Below are 22629 nucleotides of genomic sequence, written 5' to 3' on the forward strand. Positions count from 1 at the left end.
GATTTAGCCAAAGCTGGATGGGGTGTTATCTTTGCACAGAACTACACCAACTACACATTAGAGGCTCTCCAGTCCGACGATGGTTTGGGGCTATTGTTAGCTCATCGACAGCGGCAAGCCAGCCTCAACCGATCTGACTATTACAAAGAGTTTGTCTTTGATCCTAAGTGGGACAAGAACCAGTTTTTGGCTAAGCAGGGTGCTCCCATCTCTGGGGCGGTCGATCCCGACCGAGGTGTGCCTTACTATCTGCTCATTGTAGGAAACCCCGCCACAATTCCCTATGAGTTTCAGTATCAACTCGACGTGCAATATGCTGTAGGTCGCATCTACTTCGACACCTTAGACGAGTATGCCTATTACGCTCAAAGTGTTGTGCGGGCTGAAGTAGAAAGCATTGAGCGATCGCGTCAAATCAGCTTCTGGAGTGTCAGCAACCGAGGAGACAAGGCTACACAACTCAGTACCAAATATCTGGTTGCACCCTTGTCTCAGTGGCTCACCAATACCTATCCTGATTGGGCAACTTCTCTCTTGATGGGGGAAAATGAGACTGCTCCTGAGCTCTCTGCAACTAAAGCTAACCTCGATCGACTCCTCAATCAAGAACCTGCCCCTGCCCTCCTATTTACCGCCAGCCACGGTGTTGGTTATCCTAAAGGACACCCCGAACAACGAGATTATCAGGGGGCTTTTATTACCCAAGACTGGGAACAATTCCTGGGTAAGCCGGACCCAGATCAACATCTCTTTGGTGCTGCGGATATTCAAGCTAATGCCAATCTCCACGGCATGATTGCCTTTCATTTTGCCTGCTATGGCTTGGGTACGCCTCAATTCAATGACTTCAAACATCGAGATGGAGAAGCCGAGCTAGCTGAACAACCTTTTGTGGCCCGCCTACCCCAAAAACTCCTCAGTCATGAAAAAGGGGGAGCTTTAGCAGTCATTGGACACATCGATCGAGCCTGGACTCACTCATTTAAAAATAGTCAAATCAAACAATGGGCTGTGTTTCAGAGTGCCCTGACTTGCCTAATACGACGATGTCCGGTGGGCTACGCGATGGAATACTTTAACCAGGAATATGCCGAATTAGCCTCAGATTGTAATCTAGGCATTCAGAACGACAAGAAGAAGGATAAAGAAATTGCCGAACTCTGGACTCGCAGTCACAATGCTCGTAATTTCGCTATTTTCGGCGATCCGGCAGTAAGGGTAGCGATCAGTCAATCTTCACCTCAAAGCACTGATGAGGTAAAACCCATCATTTGGTTCAAACCATCGGGTATTCCCTCTCAACCACCGATTAACAGTACGGTAGCAGTTCAACGTTCTGAACCAATATCAAAAGAGAGCGATCGTTTAATTCAACTAGAAAACCAGGTAAAAACTTTGCAAACAGAAGTGACTAGCCTACAGGCAGCAATGGACATTTTAAAGCAAAAGCTTGACCGTATCGAAGGCACTGGTCAATAAGGCATTGATCCTGTTGAATCTCTTTGGGTTCATTCCCCGCCCCAAGGGGCGGACTAACTGCCGGGGCTAGCCCCGTGGGTTCATACCTTTAATTAGTTGCCCCCCAGACGCAATTACTCAAGGAGAGAATGAGGATTCCAGGCTTCAAAAGCACTCAGGCTTGTAGTATGGATGCTGTTGCATTTTCAAGGCCAAAATTAGTCCAGCTCTACAGTTGTATTTGTGTAGAAGAGGTGGATAAGTGGCGCTTATAGTGATACAGCCGAGCGATTGCTTGATGGCGACGTCGCCAATAAGACCAGTGCAAAATGTGCTCAAGGCAAGGCAGCACCCGAAAAACTAAGCGCCAGAGCAAACGACGGACCTCAGGCAGGGTCAGTGGAATCAAACGAATGGGGCTGAAGGGTGCTTGCAGAGGTGAGGCGAGACTAGAGAGGATCACGCCCCCCTTTTTTGCAGATGATGGGCTGGGTCATCCGCTTGCATGACTGTGAGATAAGCATGAGCCAGCATCGCCATCGTGATGTGACGATACCATCCCGGCCAAGAGCGCACCTCATACTGGTCGAGCCCGACCTCCCCTTTAGCGGTTTCGAAACAGGTTTCAATCGTCCAGCGTCGCCCCACCACTTCCACCATTGCTGGTAAAGTCGTGTTGGCTGGAGCAAAGACCAGGAAGTAGTCCAGATCTTGAGGTTGGTTGCATTTGCGTCTGACTAATCCCCAGCGTTGCCAAGTCGGAGCAGGCGAACCACTGAGGGGCATGCCAATCCATTCATACTCACGGGGACCTTTCGACCCTTCTCCGCAACTGAGCCGGACCCACTCCTCCTCAGGCCAACTTGCCGCCAACTCATCGATGCGGCAACAGAGGCATCGACCCACACCTGGGTACTGGTCGGTACGGTTAGCACATAAGCTTGGCGGCATTGCTCCAGCCACAAACGCAAGGGGCAATCATGACCATACACTTCATCTGCAGTTACCCAGGCTGCGGTGACCCCATCCGCCAACGTCCGCTCCAACAGTTGCCGAGCGAGTTGGGCTTTGGTGGCAAATTGAACGGTCTCTGGAATGCCCACTTCTTGTCGTCGTTGAATATCGTTGGCCCAGCGTTTGGGTAGATAGAGTTCTCGGTCTAGAAACGTATAGCTCTGAGGCGTGGCATAGACTAGAAACACCCCAACTTGGCAATTCTCAATCTGTCCAGTCGTGCCATAGTATTGTCGTTGTACCCCGACCGAGTGGTTGCCTTTTTTGAGAAACCCGGTTTCATCGATGACTAAAACGGCTTGAGGGTCTGCTAAGCGAGAGAGTACATAGTCCCGCAGATCATCTCGGACCAAGTCTGCTTCCCACTGAGCGCGACTGAGAAAATGTTGAATGCCGTAAGGATGGCTGTCTCCTAACTGTTCGGCCAGTTGCCAAGCATTCTTGCGTTCCACTTCACTCAGCAAGCCGATGAGGTAAGCTCTGGCTCTGGCTTTAGCTTCTGTGCGAGCAAAGCGAGAGCTAATGCGACGGCAGAGATGGTCTAGTTCAGCCTGCCAGCGAGGAGAAGTATCAACAGTTAATCGAGTTGAATTTGATGAATCAGGACCCAAAAGATGAGGGGAGGTAGCTACAGACATACAGTCCTCCTGACTCTGTCTGTCTCAACTTACGTTCACGCTAACTCTGTATTACGTGATCTGCAACTGTAGAAAGCCTGTTGTAGTACGCAATTGTTCATTGGTAACAAGCTAGTTAAAAAGCAGTTAACGACTATCAAAAAAAGAGTATGAATTGAAGAGGCTCAAACGACCCTAAATCAGGGTGGGAGTTTTGAGTAGAAGCTCTATCAAAAAACGGCCCTTTTTTGATAGCCTTGCTGCATGAAGAAAACAGTTTGCGCTCTCTACTTACGAGTCTCAACAACTGACAAAGGACAGGAGACAAACAATCAACTTCTGCAACTACAACAATTTTGCGATCGCCAAGGTTGGCAGGTTGTTGCAACCTACATCGATCGCGAGTCGGGCCGAAAGGGGAAGCGTGAGCGGGGCGACTTCAGCCGCATGTTTGAGGATGCAGCAAAGCAAAAGTTTGATGTGTTGGTGTTTTGGTCGCTCGATCGCTTTAGTCGCGAAGGCATCCGCAAGACGATCGCTTACCTCCAGCAGCTCAGCAATCTAGGCTGTAGATTCAAGAGCTACACTGAGCCGCTGCTGGATACCGAGAATGAATTGGTAGCCCACATTGTTGTGGGAGTGTTGGTCTACCTCGCGCAACAAGAAGCAGTCCGCATCTCAGAGCGAACCAAGGCAGGGCTCCAACGAGTGCGATCTCAGGGAAAAATCTTAGGTCGTCCTAATGGCTTGGAACAATGGAAAAACCAACTGGCCGAACTGCAAGCTGCTGGATACTCGCAAGGAAAAATAGCTCGTGAAACGAGTCTCTCTTATAGCACCGTAAAGAGGTATCTAGCTAGACTAGAGATACCTCATCACTCAGTTCGGAGCTGATAATCCTGGCTCCCTGTCGAGCTTTTTTCGATTATAGAAGGAAAGTAAATTGGCTTGCGAAGAGCATCTTGTTCAACTTAGAAAAGGAACTGAAAATTGGAATTGTTGGAGGAAAGAAAAGTGGGATATCAAACCTGATCTCAGTGGAGTAGATCTAAGAGGTGCCGAGCTGAAAGAGGCTTTCCTTTCAGAAGCTAACTTACAAGGAGTTAATTTTAGCGGTGCAAATTTAAGCAATGCGAACATAAACCGAGCTAGTCTTAATGGAGCTAATTTTGACGGAGCCAATCTCTATAAGACTGGCTTAAGCGGAGTTAACTTGGAATCAACTACTTTTGGCAATGCTAATTTAGAAGAAGCAGTGCTTAGTTGCTCCAAACTTATAGATGCTGACTTGAGTGGAGCAAAGCTCAGAGGAGCAAGTTTTCAAGGAAGTGAACTCAATCGTGCTAACTTAAGGGGCGTTAATCTTAGTCATAGCAATTTAAGTTTAGCTAACCTTAATAATGCTGACCTTAGTAAGGCCATTCTCCTTTCTGCTGATCTTCATAAAGCCGACTTAAGAAAAGCTAATTTATGCGGGGCCATCTTACAGTCGGCAAATTTAAGTGGAGCCTTTTTACATGAAACTCTAATTGATCAAAAAACGTGTTTAGAAGAAAAGTGGTTTTTTGTTTGGTCAGTCGTTAATCAGGTAAATAAAACAAAAGATTTACGAGGTAAGGATCTTAAAGAAGTAAACTTTAGTGACACCGATCTTAGTCAATTTGATTTTAGTGGTGCAGATCTTAGGAATGCTAATCTTAGTAACTCCAATCTTAGAGGAGCGAAGTTAAATCAAGCGAATCTGCATAGTGCTGATTTGAGAAAAGCAAGTTTAATCGAAGCAAGTCTTAGGGAAGCGAATCTAACGCATGCAAATCTTGCTAGTGCGGATCTTGCAGGATTAGATATTGATGGAAACTTTATGAGAGTTGACCTAAAAGGAGCAGATCTTTATAGAGCATGTCTTTTTAAGGCATATTTATTTAGAGCTAAACTATTCAGAGTTAATTTAGAAGAAGCAGACCTTCGTCAAGCTGATCTTTCAGAAGCGGGTCTTATCAGAGCAAATTTATCCAGAGCTTGTTTGGAGCAAGCCAACTTGATGCGGACACAAGCCATAGAAACTGACTTTACTAAAGCAAGATTAACTGGGGCGTGTATAGAGGATTGGAACATTAATCTTACAACTAATTTAACTGGAATAATCTGCGATTATATATACAAGAAGCACAGTTGTAAGGAGCGTCGTCCCAGAAGTGGCAGTTTTGCTTCCGGAGAGTTTACAATTTTAGCCCAGAAAGCAATAGAAACTGTTGAAGTTTGTTTCATTGATGGAATTGATTGGAACGCTTTCTTTCAATCATTTCAAGAGCTACGGGCGCAGTATGGGGAAGAAAACATATCTATTCAGGCGCTTGAGAAGAAAAGTGGTGAGGCTTTCCTGATTAGGTTAGAGGTTTCACCACAAATAAACACAATAGAAATGGAGCGTCAGGTAAAAGAACTATATGAAACCAAGCTCCAGATGAAGTTTCAAGCAGAATTATATGAAGCGAAGCTGCAAGCAAAGGAGGAGAAAGTTGCGATATATCGAGAAGAATTAGAGCGTCAATATCAGAGTAATACAAATCTAACAGAAGTCGTAAAAACAATGGCTGAGAAAGAACCTACTAATCAAACTACAATCCATGCTGAACATATCGGATTTGTTCAAAGTGGTAGCGGAACTATTACTGAATTTTCTCAAAGCATTGGACAAAATGTTGATGAAATCACTAAAACAATCAAGTCTTTGCGTGCGACAGCACAGAATTTTCCACATACCCAGCGTGACCAAATCCTATTGCATTTAGATGATTTACAAGAAGATATTAATACACCTGAGAAGCGAAAGCCTCAAAGAATTCAAACACGCATAGTTGCATTATTAACGGTAGCTAGTACTGTCGCCGGGTTTGTTGCTGGAGCTACTGACTTTAGCAACAATATTCTGGAGCTATCTGAAAAGTTGGGTATTCCAATCGAGATTAAGCAGTCTAACCCCGTACAGCACTCACCACTTTTAGAAACCAACCAGCAACATGATTTACAACCTCCCAACTAGCTAACTAGCTCAACAATAAACTTGCTGTATTCTAATCACCTGATCGCTCTTACTTCAGAAATTGTGATGTTGCTGATATCTCATTTATTGAGAATGCTTAAAAGCATTAGCGTTCAAAGACCATAAGCATTAAATTCCTACTTTGGGGTTGTAGGGGTCAAAAGCTCAAAAGTTGTGGGACCTCTGCCTGTATTTAGGCAAAGTTTAGGCAAGAAAAGTAAAGCGTTCTCTACAACCTATAGCCAGAGACCGCTTTATTATTTCCATGAAAGGACTGCAAATCCTTTGCCCCAGTTCAACATAACGAACATGCGAGTTGTTCCAAGGCAACCAGTTTTGACTTAAGTAGATTGCCCAAAACGCTCCATCATAGATTTGGCACGTCTAAGGTTTGCAATCTGCTGTCGTTGTTCGTTTTTGTTTCTTGCTTCGGACAATATATCCCGCAAAGCATCTGAATTGGCTTCGCTGTACTCAAACATTGCTTCGATCAGAACCTCGCGGCAGATGCCGTTTTGCCTGCATAGTTTTTGCAGGCGATCGCCGATTTCCTGCTCTAGCCTTAGGGTAGTCTGCTTAGTCTTAAGTGGTTGTTCAGGTTCAGGAGATTGAGATATCTGGGATTCTAGAGATTCAGAACCATCTAAGTCCAGATATCTAGATGTCTCGATATCTGGATCTGCTATAGACTGAGGAGTGGGAGCTAAGGATGCATCTCGGTTAGAAACGGTTGGACGATTGCGTTTCTTAAGGCGCTCCAAAGCATCACTCATGTCTTAGTGCCTCAGCGATCTGTTCAAAGGGGTATTGCAAATCTGTTTGACTCATATCGGAAAGCAACTTGCCTTGACGGATGGCATTCTTGAATTTTTCAGATTCACGAATCGAGGCGAGGACAGGGATGTCCCCAACAAATTCCTTCATTGCTTCAATGTTCTGCCGACCTTCTAAAGTTTGAGTGTTACCTACCCAGCGATCGCGAAAAGGAACCACACCTAAAATCCTTCCAGTAAATGCCATCAAGTTAGACTGTTCTTGAAGAAAGTCGAAGGTGTCCATCAGACTATTCATGCCTTTAACATTTGCTTCTACCGGAATGAGGACATAATCTGATGCTCCAACTGCGGTAAGGCAGAGCTGGGAGCGAGAGGGTTGAACATCAATGAGAACGTAGTCAAATAAGTCAGCAACTAATTTGAGCCGAAGTTTAAGAATGAAGGCTCCCGTGCCGCTGCTGCTTAAGTAGTCTGAAACTTTGAATAGGCCGCGATCGGCGGGAATGAGATAAAGATTTTCATAGCTTGTTTCATAGATACCGTCCTCAGTTGCTACCTGCCCAGTGAGCACTTCCAAAAGACTTGGTTGGTTGGGCTGAACCTCATGGTTCAGGTAGAAGGTTAAATTCGCTTGAGGGTCAGAGTCAATCGCTAATATTCGTTTCCCCTGCTTTGCCAGCAGGAGCGAAGTGAAAAAGATAGTGGTTGTTTTTCCCTGCCCGCCTGATAGGGAAATGCATGAGCAAGTCCGCATGGTTGAGCCTTTGATTGTAATACTGCAAAGATACAGTCAATGTTTCTATATTTCTAGATATAAAGATATCTGTACTTGTAGATATCTAGACTTCTGGATATCTGTGTGGGTCTCTAGGCTCTGACAACGAACTGGCTCAGTAACTATTCTCTTTGTTTCGAGGCTCTTATTTCTGTTAGTTCAAGCTCTGCATGGTTGTCAAAAAGACTGAACTCTATAGCTTAATCGTGGGCAAGTTGTGACGAACTGTCCGGTAGCATAAATGTTGCAAACTAGGTGATGCAAGAGCTGCTCAATGGAAGGACGTGGTTAGTATGAGCGCTAGGGACTTATTCCATCAAGCCGTTAGACGCGGGCTAGAAAAAGACCGGTGGCAGATTTCCAGCGATCCACTGGAATTGGAGTGGGAAGAAGTTAAAGTCAAAATTGACCTGGCTGCCGAAAGGTTGATCGCCGCCGAACGGGGTGAAGAGAAAATTGCCGTCGAGATTAAGAGCTTCATTAGCCCGTCGCCCATTAGCGACTTCCACACGGCTCTGGGACAGTTTCTTAACTATAAGATCATGCTAGAGGTCAATGAACCTGACCGACAGCTTTATCTGGCAGTACCCCTAGATACCTATGAAATCTTTTTCCAGAGCCGCTTTGCCCGAGTTGCTATTGAACGCCATCGCTTAAAACTGATTGTGTACAACCCAATCACCGAGGAGATTGTGACATGGATAAACTAAATCGTTACCGTACCTGTGTTCAAAATCTTTTGGAGCAGCACAGCCAGTACAAGGCCCAAGACGAAGAAGTTGAAAACGAAATCTTCTTCGACCCTATCCGCGACCATTACCAGCTTATGCGTGTTGGGTGGAAAGGCTTGAGCCGCGTCTATCACACCGTTCTCCACTTTGACATCAAAGATGGCAAAATTTGGCTCCAGCAAAACACTACTGATATCGATGTTGGGCAAGAACTTATCGACATGGGCATACCCAAGGAAGACATTGTCTTGGGGTTGCATCCCGCTTATAAGCGCCCCTACACAGGTTATGGGGTTGCCTGAGGAAATTCCAGAATGTTAGACAGTGCTCTACATCTAGTCAAACCTAGAACTAGCACAAAAGCCAGTTGAATGCTCAGCATTCAATTACCTGCTTGTTAAAGTTGGCAGCTATTTGTAGGTAATTTTTTCATTGCATTGAAAACAGCAACGATCGCTGGGTGGATCAGGTAAACTACTCTTCAAGTTGCATAAAAATGGAGGGAACTAGTGATTGTAGGGATGCGAAGCGTGTCGTTACACCAGAGGAGGTAAAGATGTCTCATGACTACTAAAAACCAAAAACCCCAACTGCGCTAACAGAAGGGGTTCGAAGGTTTTTTATTATTGGTTCGGAATAGAGGAGACTCTAACTTGTGTGCTTGGCCGCCCGCAGTTAAGTCACCCACTCTGCCATGCGTCTATATTACGGTCATTCCGCTGACGGTGACAAGCCTCTCAGCCCCCCTTAGATAGACAAGTGGCTCTCTATTCCTCTCTACACCAGGGATTGGGCTATCTAAAAACTTAGAAAATCAAAGTTGTCTTTGTAAATCAAAGATCAGTTTTTGTTAAGTGAAGCACTTGGAGGAGACTTAGCAACTCTTCATTTGCAGATCGCTCTCTCCCTGTCCAGCCGTTATTTCGGGACAGAGAGACCATGCATAGCTATTTTGACTGCTCCCTGCTGATGCAGGGTAATTGGCTGTATCAACTCACCTGGCACTCTCTGTCCCCTTGCCCCCACCGGACTAGAGAGTTGCATCATGCCCCGCAAACAAGCCCCTTGTGGAAGTCAGGCGATCGCCCCAAAGCGGGCTCGTCAGCGTTTATCAGAACCTCTCCCCTGCGACCCCTTAGGCCAGCGCTTGTGCCAGCTTTTCCCCTACCCCTGGCAAGCGATCGTCGCACCTGCCCCCACCGATGCCAGCCAAAAACCCGCTTGGCAAACCCTCACGCAGTACCCCCTCAAGCCTCGCAGTCTCTGGACCTACTGGCAGGATGCCGCTCAACTTGTCGGCGTCCGCTTTGGCCCCACCACTACCCACGGCCTCATCGACCTGGATGCCCTGAGCCTGCATCATCCCACCCGCGATCGCCAAGCCCTTGCCACCATTCGAGTGGCTCTGGCTAGCATCGGAATTCATCAAACTCTCTTGCTGCGCTCCAGCTGGAACGGTGGCCTCCACCTTTACATTCCTCTGCCTGAAGCCGTCCCTACCTTTGGCCTCGCCGTCGCCCTGAAGCACTGCCTGGAAGCTCACCACCTGCCCCTGCAAGCAGGCCAACTCGAAGTCTTCCCCAACGTCAAGCGCTACAGCAAAGCGGGAGAATACAGCGAGTACAACGCCCATCGCCTGCCTCTACAACCCAGCAGTGGCTCTGTCCTCCTCAGCGACACCCTGCAACCTCTGCCCAGCGATTTGTCCTCCTTCTTTCAGCAGTGGGACCAAGCCGCAGCAGCTCAAGACCTAGCGCAACTGCATCAAGCGATCGCCCAGGCAAAGAAGCAGCATCAGTACCGCTCCTACAACCGCCGTAGCAACACTGCCCTGTGGCAGCAAGAACTAGAAACCGAAATGGAGCAAGGGTGGACCGGACCCGGACAAACCAACCACCTGCTCAAAACCATCGGCTGCTACGGTGTCGTCTTCCAATCCCTCTCCGGTGCTGCCTTGGCCCATTACATCGAACGTACCGCCATCAACAGCCTTGGCTATCGAGAGTGGTGCCAACACCAGCACGAAATCAGCCGTCGCGCTCAAGAATGGGCTACCGCTGTAGAAAACTATTACTGGCCCCTGGGCACCTCTCCTAAGCGTGATCACACCCTTCGACTCCCCAATGCTGCCAACAACATCGTCAACTTCAACCAGAAGCGAGCCGAAGAAGCTCAAACCCGAATCAAACAAGCTGTCTTTGAACTGAGCCAACAAGGTCAGCTACCCGATCGTCTCACTGCTCGAGCCGAGGCAATCGCCTCTTTGGCACGGTGCAGCCACAGCACTTTGCAGAAGTACAAAGAGCTGTGGCATCCAGAATTGTATGTAATAGAGCCACCAGAGCCAGTTACAGCCACATTGTCAGCTCCAGCAGCAGAACCAACCAAAGTGCTAGAAGAATCTCCTAGAGGGGTCTAATGACTGCACACTAATCTGCTAGATGCGTGGTCACGGTCCCCTTGACCGTAAAGTGGGTGCCCAGTTCTGAAAGCTCTTTAATCCCAGCCTTCTGGCCTTTTTCGCTCCAAACCCCAAACGGTAGCTCCTCGATGAACTTACTCCTATGCTTGCGAACTTTGGCATTCAAAAACACTCCATTGAATTTTGCCAAACTGGTTTAACTCCAGCGATTTCCTACGCCAGATCCTTCGAGTTGGCAGCCCTTCTGTTTTTTTGACAAAGGACAAAAGCCTATCTACCCCATAGCCGCAGGCTCACCTCATAGGGTCTTTTGATTGCGATTCATTTGAGTTTTTGGCTAGTGATATCAATGAGATTAACAACTGCCATTTGTCCTAGAAATTTGATTTTTAATCCCGTTTTAGTTCTTTTGTACTATAAACTGATATAAGCATCGAAGCAGCTCACCCCTAATTTTCGGAAGATTGAGCGTAGTTTTGCAAACTAATTGAGAAATTATGGAAATACTAAATCCTGAGAACTTCACATCTGGTCAGCTAGTGTCAGCTGCTTACATTCGAGTTTCAACTGATGAACAAGCTCTTGATACTAACTCGCTATCCCATCAGATTGAAATTGTGAAGGCTCATAGTCCAGATGTGCTATTTATTGATGTTGAGTCAGGAAGTGTTCATGATAGAAAAGAGTTTTTACAATTATTAGATTTGATCAAAAAAGGAGTTGTTAATAAGGTTATCGCCAAATCTTTAGATCGAGTTCTTAGAAATGATGAATCTTCTCAAGAACTTAAAAGATTAATTAAAAAAGGCAGTTTCACTTTAACTTTGATTAATCAAGGAAAAGTTGATTTAACAAACTCTGTAGGAGAGTTTTCTTTTGATCTCCAAGCTTTATTTGCTATTCATGAACTTAGAGTTATTAAAGAAAGGGTTTTAAGCGGTTTTGCCCAGCGCAGGGCACAAAACAAGGCAGGTGTGAGACCACCAAGTTTTTATAGAATTGATGAACATAGTAAGTATGTTTTAGATACTCGACCTTGTCTTTGCCTATTGACAGATAGGCCACTAGATTATCTAAACCTTTATGAAGAAATAGATGATTCAGACAAACTAATGTGTCGGACTAAAACACACATTGCTAGAGATATAGTTGAGATATTTATTCAAACCTCCAGTGGTAATAAAACGCTCCGTCTGTTGCATGAAAAGTATGGTGTTCCTAAAAAGGTCCCTTCGAGGCTCAATAAGAACCCTCGTGATAACCAGAAAGTTAAGCGGATGTGTATAGCCACTGTTGACGAGTTGCTCTTCTGGGCCTCGGGAGACTCGCTTCAGAATTGGCTTATGAACCCAGTTTTACAGGGACATACAGCTTATTGTAAGACTCGAGAAAAAGGGCTTAAGCTTGATTCCCAGAAGTGGGATGTTCATAAGAATACCCATCCCGAACAACGGCTGATCACTGATAGAGAAGCCGAGAAGATTCAGGAAATTATGGAATTAAACGCTCAATGCCGCATTCGGCAAAATGCGACCTTTTACTTGACTGGATTAGTGTTCTGTCAGGCTTGTACATATAAATGCATTCTGAAGCGGAATCCACGCTATGCATACTATGGTTGCCGCCACTCCAGTACAGGATGCAGCAACCATAAGTGTGTTCGCATTGAAAAAATTGATCAGGCAATTATTACAGCTTTAGTTGAACGCATCACCATTACTAGGCAAAAGTTGAGAGTCAGCGAAAAAGTTTCTTTGGAATCAACCCAACTAATCAAAAAGTAGAAAAAATTGCAGTGCTTAGAGCAGATCGATGATGGTGATTCAGACCCAGTTATTAAAAGGCGAATTGATGAACTACGTCAAGAAGTTGCCCAAGAAATGCGTCAGCTACAGTACGCACCTTGCCTCAACGAGACAGTTCAAAAGATTATTCATCATCCTCAAACAAGGAATGCACAGTTTTGGCAAAGCCTCACCGCTGAAGAGCGTAAAGTTGTTTATCACAAACTAGTTAGCCAAGTATTCGTATTAAATGGCTCTGTCATATCCGTACAGCTTCAGTTTTGAGTACATATTAACTGTAATACCAAGGTTTAAAGACCTTCAATAAACATGTCAAAACTACTAGAAGACTTATTGCAATCTGCCCTAAACCGCTTCGAAACAGTAGAGTCTGAAGTCTTGCAAGAAGTACAACTAAGTTGTAATTGTCCGGCTCCTGGACAAGGTAGCGAGTGCCATGAATGTCCTTACTACCAAGAACTCGAAGCCCAGATTTACAAACGACTACAAGCTGAGCTACAAGTAAAGCTTCCCGCAGACAAAATCCAGCCAAATCCCCGTCACTATTCAGATGAGTTCAAACAAAAGTGTTTGCAACTCTACATTGAAGGATATCGTCTTGAGGAAATACAGCAATTAACTAATATTACTAGCCTCAATAGAATCAGAGCGTGGGCTCAAGAAGCTGGCTTGCCAGCACGAACGGTTTCATACTCCCAGGACTTCAAGCAGACCTGTCTTGATCTGTATCAACAAGGAAAGCCAGGCCGTGAAATCAGTGAAATGATGGGTGTTCCTCAAGCGACAGTCCATAAGTGGGTTAGAAGCAACGGCCTTTCCCGTAGCAAAAAATATTCTAAAGAGTTGAAGCAAAAGTGCCTTGATCTATACATCAGTGGTAAAACTCCAGCTGAAGTTGAAGCTACTACTGGAGTAGCAGGCTATATGACGAAGGTATGGGCAAGGCAAGCAGGCCTCCTGAAAAGGTATCAGTATCCTGAAGACATAAAGTTGAAATGTTTAGATCTCTACAGGCAAGGCAATAGTCCTGAAGAAATTCAGACACTGACAGGGGTACCGGGTTTTGCTGTTAGACGATGGGCCGTGGAAGCAAAAATTAGTAGAGGTATTCCCAAGCATTCACGTGAAGTCAAACTTCAGTGCTTATCACTGTACCTGGAAGGCAAAACATCCAAAGAAATTGAGCAACTTACAGGAGTTAAGGCAGATTGTGTCCAATCCTGGGCTAGAGAAGAAAATATTAGTCGTGGGATCAAAAACTACCCAGAAGAAGTTAAGCAAAAATGCTTGACTCTGTACCAAGCAGGGACACGAACCAAAGAAATTGAGCAGCTAAGTGAAGTTCCTCAAGATACGATCGCTAAGTGGGCAAGACTACAAAGATTAGAGCAAGAGCACCACGAAGCAACAAAAGTCAAGCAGCAAATCATTGCTCTCTACTTGAAAGGTCTATCTCCTAAGGAAATTGCACAGCTGACTGGAGCTTCGAGAGATCACATTCAGTATGTAGCCAGGCGAGCTGGCGTGATGCGAGCTCGCAAAGAACACCCTAAAGAAGTTAAACATCAGTGTTTGGAACTCTTTCAAGCTGGAAAGTCCTTTAAGGAGATTGAATCAATCAGCTCAGTTCCTGTGAACACTGTTAGAACATGGGCTACAGAAGCAGGCTTATATCAGAGCTTTCACTATCCAGATGAAATGAAAGAGAAGTGTATTTCTCTATTTGTGGAAGGCATGACTCTGGATAAAGTTGAGGTGACCACTGGAGCGCCTCGGCATCAGATAAGCCTGTGGCTCAAACAAGCAGGCATTAAAAGGCAGTCTAAATATAGTGATGAAGTCAAAGAGGAGTGCCTACTCCTATCAAGAGATGGGATGTGCCTAAAAGAAATTGGGCAATCTACCGGAGTTCCCATACACGCAGTCAGGAGATGGCTCAAACGGGAGACAAAACCTGAGGAACAATGCACTTAGTTTGACCTCCTCAAGACCTATCAGGGTTGTAACCCTTTGCTATTAGTTTATTAATTAGAGGGGGTTACGACGTGAGAGACAGCCAAGTGTGCTAGCTCTCGTCGCAGATGGCGTCGATCTAAGATGCGCTGCACTGTGTCCCAAGCTTCTGGGGTAATCCACGTGGAGCGCTTTTGGTTTCTTCCCTGACGGCGAGCGGCAGTTTGAATCCCAAGTTGCAATAGAAGTCGTCGGAAGATCCAGAGATTATTGCCCTGCTCGGGATCGTCGGGGATCTTAAAGCCTAACCAGCGCTTCACATCCTGAGCATAGCCACGAGCGATCGCGCCTAGGGGTTCTAAGTCTTCATTCGTCCATTCCTGACCAGGGACTAAAAACGGGAGTAATCCCAGTAGCACCCGAGCTACTCGTTCCCCTTCTGCAGTCGGTAAGTCAGGTATCCACAACCCCTGCTTCCACACACTCTGCTTGGCGATCGCTTCAGTCGTTTTCTGAGTCGCCAGGACTGGGTAAAGCAGCATCTCTAAGCGGGCAATCTGACCTCGGCGTTTACCACGCTCATCAAAGGTGACTAGTTCTGGGGTGACTGCTTCTAAGGGAACGGCATAAAAGTCGGCCAACCGCGCTTTTTCGAGGGCATGCTTTTCTTCCAGGCTCAGGACTTCTTTCGCTTCTAGAGCTAGTCGCTCTGTGGGGCTTAATGCGGGGGCGGTAGAAATCGCTTGATACTCCAGGGCACGATTGTGCTGTTTAGCTTCCTGCACCCGTTGCTTGATCGGTTGCATCGCTTCTGCTGCGATCGCTTCTACGGTATTGCCTTCATAGAGAAGCCGGGCTTGCAACTGGTCCCGTAAGTGCCACATGGCTTGATTGAGATTAGCAGTGATATCTGCCCACAAATTCAGATGGGGGTTCTGCTCCCAATCGATCTCGGTGTCGAGAACGGGAATTAAATCTGGATGCAAACTGGAGCGAATCAAGGCCGCTTCTTGGTCGAACTTCGTCTTCAGCGATCGCTTGATTTGCCAGGGGTACTCGCTGCGGTCCACCTCAGAGAAGTTCTTGCCTTGAGCGGCACACCAAACGACGCGAGGAATCGGAGCACGGACGCGACTCAGGGCTTGAGCGGCATCGGCATCTGGAATCGTGCCAAAGAAGACGCCATAAACAACCGCAAAGTGATCGACTTCGATACTCACCCCAGTCGCCATGGAAGGCGTGGCAATCACCACATCGTAATGAGGAGCTTGCTCATTAATATGGCGGACAAACTCAACCGCTTCTTCATTTCCAGAGGTGTCGCTGGTAATCTTGATGCGACGTTTTTCAAGAGGGAGCATGGCCGCGATCGCATCAGCGTAGTCCTTAGAGTCGGTTTGCAGCAGCACAGTTTTACCTGCTTGAATATCCTCTAATAGTTGAGCCGTGATGGCAGAATCATTAGGGCAATGCAGAAACTGCACTGGATAGCCTTGAGGTTGGTAATGGTTGTAGATCAAGTTCACGTCATCGGCTTCACCTCGGAGTTGTTGCAGGTACTTGAGGGTGGAGTCATTCAGATCCGCGTCGGCCACGACAACTCGGTGAGCCACGCGCATCAGCCAGTGTAAACGTGCTAAGAGAGCAGGGCGTTTGCCATCTTTGCGGCAGGTATTCGAAGTTAATAGATGCGTCAGAACTTGGCAGACTTCATCGATGACGAGGTCACAGCCAACAAATTGATTCGGGTCGATGGACAGCAAGGAATCGACACAGAGCCCTAAGCGCTGAGTCGTCCCTTTCCCCTGGGCATCAATCCATTGCCCATTGGCTTTATCCGCATCACTTTTCCAGGTCAGCCCCATGCGTTCGGCTAGCGATCGCCCCAAGCAGCGACGGTGAGTTAGCAGCAGGACTTTGCGGGAATCAGCCACGAGTTGGGCCATCAGCTTGGTTTTGCCTGTACCTTTGCTGGAGCAGATCGCCAGGATGCCAGCGTTAAGTTGATGGGCAGGACTGGCATCAGAGGGTGTGAGGGCCGGGAACTGAAGTTGGGACAAGTCAGGAGCGTTGAGAACTAAGCTGGGAGAGTAAGTCAGCTGTTGCCGCTGTTGCTGCACCCACTGCCAGTGGCTGAGAGCGGCGGCTTGGGAGTAGAGGGTTTGAAAAGCCTCAGCACCTTGGCTGACGACAAAGTCATCCACCCCTTTCTCAGGTCCCGGCAGGCAGATGACTTGTACCTCGCAGCCTTGTTGCTCCAGCAACTTGCCAGTTTTGAGGATGGCGAGATTGACGTTCTTGATTGTTTGGGGTTTGCGGTCGTGGTCGAAGCAGAAGTAGAAGCGGCGACTGGGGACGGCAAATAGAGCGAGTTCTGGGATTAAGGACTCGGCCCAGATTTTACCCGCTTCATCGCGCAGCACCCGCCGACCGTTGAAGATGCCGGGCAGGGCGATCGCCACATAGCCATTGCTGAGTAAACAAGCCGCTTTCTTAGCTCCTTCGACCAAAATGATTGGGATGGCAGGATGTTTTAGCACCCACTGCCAAAATCTTGAGGCGGTTTCAGATGCAACAGCTTGGGTCTCTTTCTGACTCTCTACTTCAGTGGAAGTGACTCCATAGCGAGTTGCGACTTCCAGCCACAGGCGCGGAGACAGGTTGAGGAAGAAAGCGCGGGTCGGCAGCTTTGGCGGATGCTCGTACTTAATGACCTTAGACTTCTCTAAGTCGATGCGGGGCCGATTGGGTTTGAAGCACCCCCAGAGCATGGGCTGCCAATCATCCAGTGGGTCCAGGCCGTTACACCACCAGCCGCCGAACTCGACATGAGCGTACTGTCGTATCAACCGGGTAACGAGTCGTCCGGCGTTAGTGCGCTCTAACTGTGCAGAGTAACAAAGATAGTCGTAAGGGGTCTCCCCATTCAGACTTTTGATGCTCCTGGTAATTAGTTCGGGGTTAACCCCACTCTTGAGCCACTCTTGCCAATGTGGGGATTGGATATGAGCCGAGGGCGCATCCTGAGGTTCTTCCCCAGGATGAGTCCTCAGCAAAACTTGAGTATTCACAATAAATCTCCCTAATCCTTACTAAGTAAGGGATAGAGAGCTATGCGCTATAGGAACAACAACCCCAACTGAGGCTGAAGCTGCTGAAATTTCAAAGCGGAATTTATGTAAATTCCAATTGAATTCCGTGACAAATCGAGTTAATATAGGCGCATAACGATGTGGGCGACCTAACTGACGCCGCCAAGCATACAAGTTAGAGTCCCCTCTATCCCTAAAAACAACCAATTAAGCCTTGTGACCCCTTCTGTTTCCGCAGTTGGGGTTTTTGGCTTCTAGGACCCCCTAGAACATAGCCATCACCTCAATTGCGATCCCGACCGAGAAAAACTGAGAATGCATCGAGTCCACTCTCTCCTGTGCTAGTGATTTTCGATGATGGTAGTTTACCTGATCTGCCCCGCGATCGCTTCTAATTTCAACGGAAAGAAAGAAAAACGAGCCTTCTAGAGACTGGGCGAACTCAGCCATCCTCCCGTTCTTATGAAGTGAAGGTGAAAAAGAACAGTTGCTTTAAGCCGAGTTTGATGCGCTCCAGTGTCCTTAGGATAGCTAGAAACTCCTCAACGATGAGGTGGCGGTACTCATCTCTCAACGCTTGAGTGTGAAGTTGAAGTTGTAGAGAAGGAGGTTATAGGCATCGAGGCCAGCATCATAGCAATTGTGAGCTGTGAATCTGGTAAGGCCTTTATCCAAGTCTACTTTTGCTCAAGTTGGTGAACTGTGGCTTCATTACAGCTTTGAAGTTCCAGGGTTGTACAGCTGACCCATTGAAGGTGCTAAGACATTTCCTACTTCGAGGCCTGTTGCCTGAGTGCAGCTAGTTTCATTACCTTGACCTCAGAGCTAGCGTTATCAGAATACCTCTAGCTAGAAGCTGAGACGAGAGGCCGTGACTGTTCTCATGAATACAACATACAGTAATCCAATGCAAACTGCATCACATTAATGAACATGAAGTTGAAGTACAACCAATAGGCTAAGCTGTGGGTAATAGATTTAGGCTAACCAGTATTGTGGCAGATCGAGTAACGGTAGACATTGAAGGACTCAGAGAGCGAATTGACGAGGCGTACTCAGATAATCCGCTGTGGACTGAGCTGTCTCTAGCGCAAAAGCTGAGGCGGCTGCTTCTAGATGGATTAGAGAAGGTGGAAAGCGATCGCGCCCCCAAACCTCCAGCTAAGCCTTCAACGAAGTCCCGCAAATCAAACAATCCAGCGTGAAGCTTGTTGCGTGTTCAAAGAGCATCTCATCAGATTTTTGCTCCAGGTAAGTTGAAACCTGATTACTTCAGAATTCTAAAACAGAACTCTGATGCCTGCATTGAACAGGGCTCATGAATCTATATAGAATTTGCATTCTTCCGTTACAAAGGGTTCTGAACTAAAGTTCGAATAAATTATCGTTTAGTTCTAATGCTTTTTGTCTGACGGGAAACGTTTCCCCTCGCCCTTTTTTGACATAAACTTGTTTTGTTGTTCTTAATCCCTTCATGCCCACTATCGCTGTCGTAAATCAGAAAGGGGGAGCAGGGAAGTCTACGATCGCTGTTCACCTAGCTCGCTGGCTCCAGCGTCAGAAGAAGTCAATTTTCCTTGTAGATGCAGACGGGCAAAAAACCTCTTCAATTTGGTTGGAGTCCTTAGAGTATGAGATCCCTTTCCAGGTTCTACAAGATCCTAATGAATTGCTGGAACAGTTGCCAAAGCTGGTTAAAGAACATGAATGGCTATTGGTAGATGGTCCTGCCACGCTCAGTGAAACAACCAGGGCTCTTCTTCTGTGGGCTGACTTAGCATTGATTCCTTGTCAGCCAGCTGGTGTTGATCTAGCCAGTGCTTCTGATACTGTACGCCTTGTTCGGCAAGCAAAAGCAATTCGAGGTGGATTACCGAAATCCGCACTATTCCTTAACAAGGCGATTAAAGGAACCAAGTTAAAGGATGAGGCATTTGCTGTTTTGCAACAGGTTCAAGATGTTAACTTGCTTCAAACAATCATTCATCAACGTCAGGTTATTACAGATTCTTTTGGTCAAGGTGCAACTGTTTTCGACATGACTGGAACTCCAGCAGGAACAGCACGGCGTGAGTTAGAAAGTTTATTTAAGCAGGCGATGGAGGTCATGAATGACTAAAGAACGCAAGACCCTGAGCGATTCAGTCATCCAACGCTTCATGACTAATCCTGGCAGTGTCGAGGTAGATCAAGCCGCCAATACCGTTTCTCTAACCGCTATTAAGCTACCTACTAAACGGCAACCCCGTCGATACTTTGATGCTGAAAAGATGGCTCAGCTGATAGCGTCTGTAAGAGAACATGGAGTTTTAGAGCCAGTTTTGGTTCGTCCATCAGGGGATGGCAACTATGAACTTATAGCTGGAGAGCGTCGTTTAAGAGCAGCCAAAGAAGTTGGACTAACTCAAGTACCGATTGTCTCCAGAGAATTTTCTGACCAAGAAGCTCTCCAAGTTGCGTTGATGGAAAATCTGCAACGAGATGATCTCAACCCGATTGAGGAAACCGAAGCTGTTCTAGAGCTACTAGCGATCGCCCTTGATGGAAATGTAGACGAGGTGAAGTCAGTCATCTATCAGGCAGCCAACGCAAAAAACCGCGGGCATGAGTTGAAGAAAAATGTTTCCCTTCAGTTGGAAAAGGTTGAATCCTACTTAGCTGAATTAGGACGATTTAACCTCGAATCTTTTCGTAGTAGCCGATTGCCACTACTCAACCTGCCATCTCACATTCTCGATGCTCTACGTGAAGGAAAGTTAGAGTACACTAAAGCCCGCACGATCGCTCGTGTAAAAGATGAACAGCATCAGCATGAGTTGCTGGAGCAGGCGATCGCTCAGGGTCTTTCTCTAAACGAGATTAAGGCAAAAATCAAAGAATTTAAGACAGATTCAGAGCCAGAGGCAATGCCTGAGCGAGCCTTAGTGGGTCGCATGACAGAAATCACCAAGCGACTAAAAAAGAGTAAAGCTTGGAACGAGCGTAAGAAGCGCGAGCGGATTAATAAGCTGCTGGATGAGTTGGAACGTCTCACCGGAGAGGATTAGGAGGGTAGCTTAGCCCCCGTTAAAAATATTGACTATGCCTAAACAAACTTCTCTTTTTCCTGACAGTTACGACGAGTTTTTTCGACATCTAAAGGAGCGAATTCGGTCTACTCAGGTAAAGGCAGCTTTAGCAGTTAACCGAGAATTGGTGCTGCTCTACTGGCAAATTGGACGAGAAATTCTTCAGCGTCAACAGAAAGAAGGCTGGGGAGCAAAAGTTGTTGAGCGACTTGCTAGAGACTTGCGCCTAGAATTTCCCGACATGGCTGGGTTCTCACGCACAAACCTGCTTTATATGAGGGCTTTTGCTGAAGCTTACCCAGATGAGGAATTTGTCCACCAGCTTGGTGGACAAATTCCTTGGAAGCATAACTGTGCAGTATTGGACAAAGTAAAAGATTCAGAGCAGCGGATTTGGTACATCCAGAAGACGATTGAGAATAGTTGGAGCCGGAACGTTCTAGTCCACCAAATTGAGAGCGATCTGTATAGTCGTCAAGGTGGCGCATTAACAAATTTCCAAGAGGTACTTCCTTCCCCACAATCTGATCTTGCTCAAAGTCTTTTGAAGTCAGAATACAATCTTGAATTCCTTGATCTGCGTGAAAAAGCTCTTGAGCGCGATTTAGAGCGTGCCCTGCTTGAACATATGCAAAAGTTTTTGCTTGAGCTAGGTGTTGGCTTCGCCTTCGTGGGGAGCCAATATCGGCTTGAAGTTGAGGGGGATGAGTTTTTTGTGGACCTCCTCTTCTATCATCTTGCTCTCAGTTGTTTTGTGGTAATCGAGTTAAAAACAACTGATTTCAAGCCTGAGTACTCGGGACAAATTAACTTCTATGTAAATGTGATCGACAGTAAGTTACGCCGCCCTACCGATAATCCAACAATTGGGATAATCCTTTGTCGTTCTAGGAAAAAGTCTGTTGTTGAATATGCACTTCGTGGCATGAGTCAGCCGATAAGCGTTTCGACGTATCGAACCACGGCTGCATTACCTGACGAGTTTAAGACAAAGCTTCCTTCTATCGAAGACTTGCAGCATGAAATTGAGGTTGTGGCTGCTGTGGTTGAGGAATTTGGTCAAGGCATGGAAGCTTAGTCCATGTTCACCCCACGAACGTAGAGGCAACTTGCTCCACCTATATTTGGCTTGAGTACCAAAGCGGTTTACCCTCGCCCAAGTATGACTAGGCTGAGATACTTATCCTGCGTATCCCAGCGGAATGCCGTTAGAAGCTGATGTGAAGCCTGCTGCAGAATTGGGCACATTAGGCCTGTAATTTGTCCTGGGCAGATGGAGAGGGAAGACGAAATGATTCAGATGAGTTACGACTTTGATCAGGCTATCCTACCCATGGGCGCTGCATTAAAGACGAACGTGCTCCTGCGGTTTCGGGCTGATAACCCTGAGTCTGCTCGACGGCAGCTGAACCTTTCCTTAGTGATCGATCGCTCAGGCTCCATGGCAGGTGCGCCTCTACATCACGCCCTCAAAGCCGCTGAGTCGGTGGTGGATCAACTAGAGCCAGCAGATACGCTCTCCGTGGTCGTTTATGACGATGCGGTGGATACGGCTGTATCTCCTCAGCCCGTGACGGATAAAGCTGGGCTCAAAACTGCAATTCGTCGGGTACAAGCGGGTGGTATTACCAACTTGTCAGGAGGATGGCTCAAAGGTTGCGAGTATGTGAAAGCCCATCTGGACCCTCAAAAAATTAACCGCGTCCTTCTGCTCACCGATGGCCATGCCAACATGGGGATTCAAGACCCTAAAGTATTGACGGCCACCTCAGGCCAAAAAGCAGAAGCAGGCATTGTCACCACCACTCTAGGGTTTGCTCAGGGCTTCAACGAAGATCTTTTAATTGGCATGGCCAGAGCGGCCAATGGTAACTT

Annotated in this window: 19 protein-coding genes and 1 pseudogene; 14 read left to right on the forward strand and 6 right to left on the reverse strand. The window is 46.8% G+C overall.

All coding sequences use genetic code 11. From position 1 onward, the window contains the following. A partial coding sequence (locus NDA01_RS27570) for a C25 family cysteine peptidase (protein WP_348230529.1) occupies positions 1-1479 on the forward strand: 1479 nt, incomplete at its 5' end. Between the two features lie 208 nt (positions 1480-1687). Here the strand turns inward: NDA01_RS27570 and NDA01_RS27575 are convergent. Further along, entirely contained in the window at positions 1688-1921 is a 234-nt protein-coding gene (locus tag NDA01_RS27575; RefSeq protein WP_348230530.1) for a hypothetical protein, read from the reverse strand. Further along, a pseudogene (locus NDA01_RS27580) lies at positions 1918-3083 on the reverse strand (IS701 family transposase). Before NDA01_RS27580 ends, NDA01_RS27575 begins: the two are co-directional and overlap by 4 nt. Positions 3084-3353: 270 nt before the next feature. On the opposite strand from NDA01_RS27580, the gene NDA01_RS27585 reads away from it, so the two are divergent. Both NDA01_RS27585 and NDA01_RS27590 read left to right on the forward strand, forming a co-directional pair. Then, positions 3354-3983, forward strand: a complete 630-nt coding sequence (locus NDA01_RS27585; protein WP_348230531.1) for a recombinase family protein — start codon at positions 3354-3356, stop codon at positions 3981-3983. Between the two features lie 49 nt (positions 3984-4032). Next, a complete protein-coding gene (locus NDA01_RS27590; protein ID WP_348230532.1) occupies positions 4033-6132 on the forward strand; it encodes a pentapeptide repeat-containing protein in 2100 nt (699 codons plus the stop codon). Positions 6133-6473: 341 nt separating this feature from the next. On the opposite strand, the gene NDA01_RS27595 is transcribed toward NDA01_RS27590, so the two are convergent. Together NDA01_RS27595 and NDA01_RS27600 are read right to left on the reverse strand one after the other, a co-directional pair. Further along, on the reverse strand, positions 6474-6905 hold the full coding sequence (locus tag NDA01_RS27595; RefSeq protein ID WP_348230533.1) for a carboxysome distribution maintenance protein McdB: 432 nt from the start codon (positions 6903-6905) through the stop codon (positions 6474-6476). After that, positions 6898-7662: a ParA family protein gene (locus NDA01_RS27600; RefSeq protein ID WP_348230534.1), complete on the reverse strand. Its 765-nt coding sequence runs from the start codon at positions 7660-7662 to the stop codon at positions 6898-6900. Before NDA01_RS27600 ends, NDA01_RS27595 begins: the two co-directional genes overlap by 8 nt. Before the next feature lie 314 nt (positions 7663-7976). Between NDA01_RS27600 and NDA01_RS27605 the strand changes: the two genes are divergently transcribed. The 3 genes from NDA01_RS27605 to NDA01_RS27615 all read left to right on the forward strand — a co-directional run bounded on the left by NDA01_RS27605 (position 7977) and on the right by NDA01_RS27615 (position 10833). Further along, a complete protein-coding gene (locus tag NDA01_RS27605) occupies positions 7977-8393 on the forward strand; it encodes a XisH family protein (RefSeq protein ID WP_348230535.1) in 417 nt (138 codons plus the stop codon). Continuing rightward, entirely contained in the window at positions 8381-8716 is a 336-nt protein-coding gene (locus NDA01_RS27610; RefSeq protein WP_348230536.1) for a XisI protein, read from the forward strand. Before NDA01_RS27605 ends, NDA01_RS27610 begins: the two co-directional genes overlap by 13 nt. A gap of 743 nt (positions 8717-9459) precedes the next feature. Then, positions 9460-10833 (forward strand): hypothetical protein, encoded by a 1374-nt coding sequence (locus NDA01_RS27615; RefSeq protein WP_348230537.1) that lies wholly within the window; start codon positions 9460-9462, stop codon positions 10831-10833. Positions 10834-10843: 10 nt separating this feature from the next. Here NDA01_RS27615 and NDA01_RS27620 read toward each other — a convergent pair whose 3' ends face one another. After that, positions 10844-11026, reverse strand: a complete 183-nt coding sequence (locus NDA01_RS27620; RefSeq protein WP_348230538.1) for a hypothetical protein — start codon at positions 11024-11026, stop codon at positions 10844-10846. Positions 11027-11333: 307 nt separating this feature from the next. Between NDA01_RS27620 and NDA01_RS27625 the strand changes: the two genes are divergently transcribed. The 3 genes from NDA01_RS27625 to NDA01_RS27635 are packed head-to-tail and all read left to right on the forward strand — an operon-like array spanning position 11334 to position 14615. After that, positions 11334-12620: a recombinase family protein gene (locus tag NDA01_RS27625; protein ID WP_348230539.1), complete on the forward strand. Its 1287-nt coding sequence runs from the start codon at positions 11334-11336 to the stop codon at positions 12618-12620. Positions 12621-12626: 6 nt separating this feature from the next. Then, a complete protein-coding gene (locus NDA01_RS27630) occupies positions 12627-12905 on the forward strand; it encodes a hypothetical protein (protein ID WP_348230540.1) in 279 nt (92 codons plus the stop codon). Positions 12906-12950: 45 nt separating this feature from the next. Continuing rightward, complete coding sequence (locus tag NDA01_RS27635) at positions 12951-14615, forward strand: hypothetical protein (protein ID WP_348230541.1); 1665 nt, start codon at positions 12951-12953, stop codon at positions 14613-14615. A gap of 50 nt (positions 14616-14665) precedes the next feature. Here NDA01_RS27635 and NDA01_RS27640 read toward each other — a convergent pair whose 3' ends face one another. Further along, positions 14666-17665 carry a plasmid replication protein, CyRepA1 family gene (locus NDA01_RS27640; RefSeq protein WP_348230542.1) on the reverse strand — a complete coding sequence of 1000 codons (3000 nt, stop codon included), beginning with the start codon at positions 17663-17665 and terminating at the stop codon, positions 14666-14668. Between the two features lie 1016 nt (positions 17666-18681). On the opposite strand from NDA01_RS27640, the gene NDA01_RS27645 reads away from it, so the two are divergent. From NDA01_RS27645 to NDA01_RS27665, 5 genes are all read left to right on the forward strand, one after another. Beyond that, entirely contained in the window at positions 18682-18891 is a 210-nt protein-coding gene (locus NDA01_RS27645) for a hypothetical protein (RefSeq protein ID WP_348230543.1), read from the forward strand. 269 nt (positions 18892-19160) lie between these two features. Continuing rightward, entirely contained in the window at positions 19161-19805 is a 645-nt protein-coding gene (locus NDA01_RS27650) for an AAA family ATPase (RefSeq protein ID WP_190552720.1), read from the forward strand. Then, a complete protein-coding gene (locus tag NDA01_RS27655; protein ID WP_348230544.1) occupies positions 19798-20733 on the forward strand; it encodes a ParB/RepB/Spo0J family partition protein in 936 nt (311 codons plus the stop codon). The genes NDA01_RS27650 and NDA01_RS27655 overlap by 8 nt, the downstream gene beginning before the upstream one ends. Positions 20734-20767: 34 nt before the next feature. Further along, positions 20768-21832 (forward strand): PDDEXK nuclease domain-containing protein, encoded by a 1065-nt coding sequence (locus NDA01_RS27660; RefSeq protein ID WP_348230545.1) that lies wholly within the window; start codon positions 20768-20770, stop codon positions 21830-21832. A gap of 213 nt (positions 21833-22045) precedes the next feature. Further along, positions 22046-22629: vWA domain-containing protein (locus tag NDA01_RS27665; RefSeq protein WP_348230546.1), on the forward strand; the 584-nt coding region annotated here is incomplete at its 3' end.

Source organism: Trichocoleus desertorum AS-A10, assembly GCF_039962155.1.
Taxonomy (GTDB): Bacteria; Cyanobacteriota; Cyanobacteriia; order FACHB-46; family FACHB-46; genus Trichocoleus.

What these genes read in the sequence shown, in the direction of transcription:
- NDA01_RS27585 (WP_348230531.1), top strand. Translation starts at nt 3,354, where the DNA reads ATGAAGAAAACAGTTTGCGCTCTCTACTTACGAGTCTCAACAACTGAC.
- NDA01_RS27595 (WP_348230533.1), bottom strand. Translation starts at nt 6,905, where the DNA reads ATGAGTGATGCTTTGGAGCGCCTTAAGAAACGCAATCGTCCAACCGTT.
- NDA01_RS27600 (WP_348230534.1), bottom strand. Translation starts at nt 7,662, where the DNA reads ATGCGGACTTGCTCATGCATTTCCCTATCAGGCGGGCAGGGAAAAACA.
- NDA01_RS27605 (WP_348230535.1), top strand. Translation starts at nt 7,977, where the DNA reads ATGAGCGCTAGGGACTTATTCCATCAAGCCGTTAGACGCGGGCTAGAA.
- NDA01_RS27610 (WP_348230536.1), top strand. Translation starts at nt 8,381, where the DNA reads ATGGATAAACTAAATCGTTACCGTACCTGTGTTCAAAATCTTTTGGAG.
- NDA01_RS27615 (WP_348230537.1), top strand. Translation starts at nt 9,460, where the DNA reads ATGCCCCGCAAACAAGCCCCTTGTGGAAGTCAGGCGATCGCCCCAAAG.
- NDA01_RS27625 (WP_348230539.1), top strand. Translation starts at nt 11,334, where the DNA reads ATGGAAATACTAAATCCTGAGAACTTCACATCTGGTCAGCTAGTGTCA.
- NDA01_RS27635 (WP_348230541.1), top strand. Translation starts at nt 12,951, where the DNA reads ATGTCAAAACTACTAGAAGACTTATTGCAATCTGCCCTAAACCGCTTC.
- NDA01_RS27650 (WP_190552720.1), top strand. Translation starts at nt 19,161, where the DNA reads ATGCCCACTATCGCTGTCGTAAATCAGAAAGGGGGAGCAGGGAAGTCT.
- NDA01_RS27655 (WP_348230544.1), top strand. Translation starts at nt 19,798, where the DNA reads ATGACTAAAGAACGCAAGACCCTGAGCGATTCAGTCATCCAACGCTTC.
- NDA01_RS27660 (WP_348230545.1), top strand. Translation starts at nt 20,768, where the DNA reads ATGCCTAAACAAACTTCTCTTTTTCCTGACAGTTACGACGAGTTTTTT.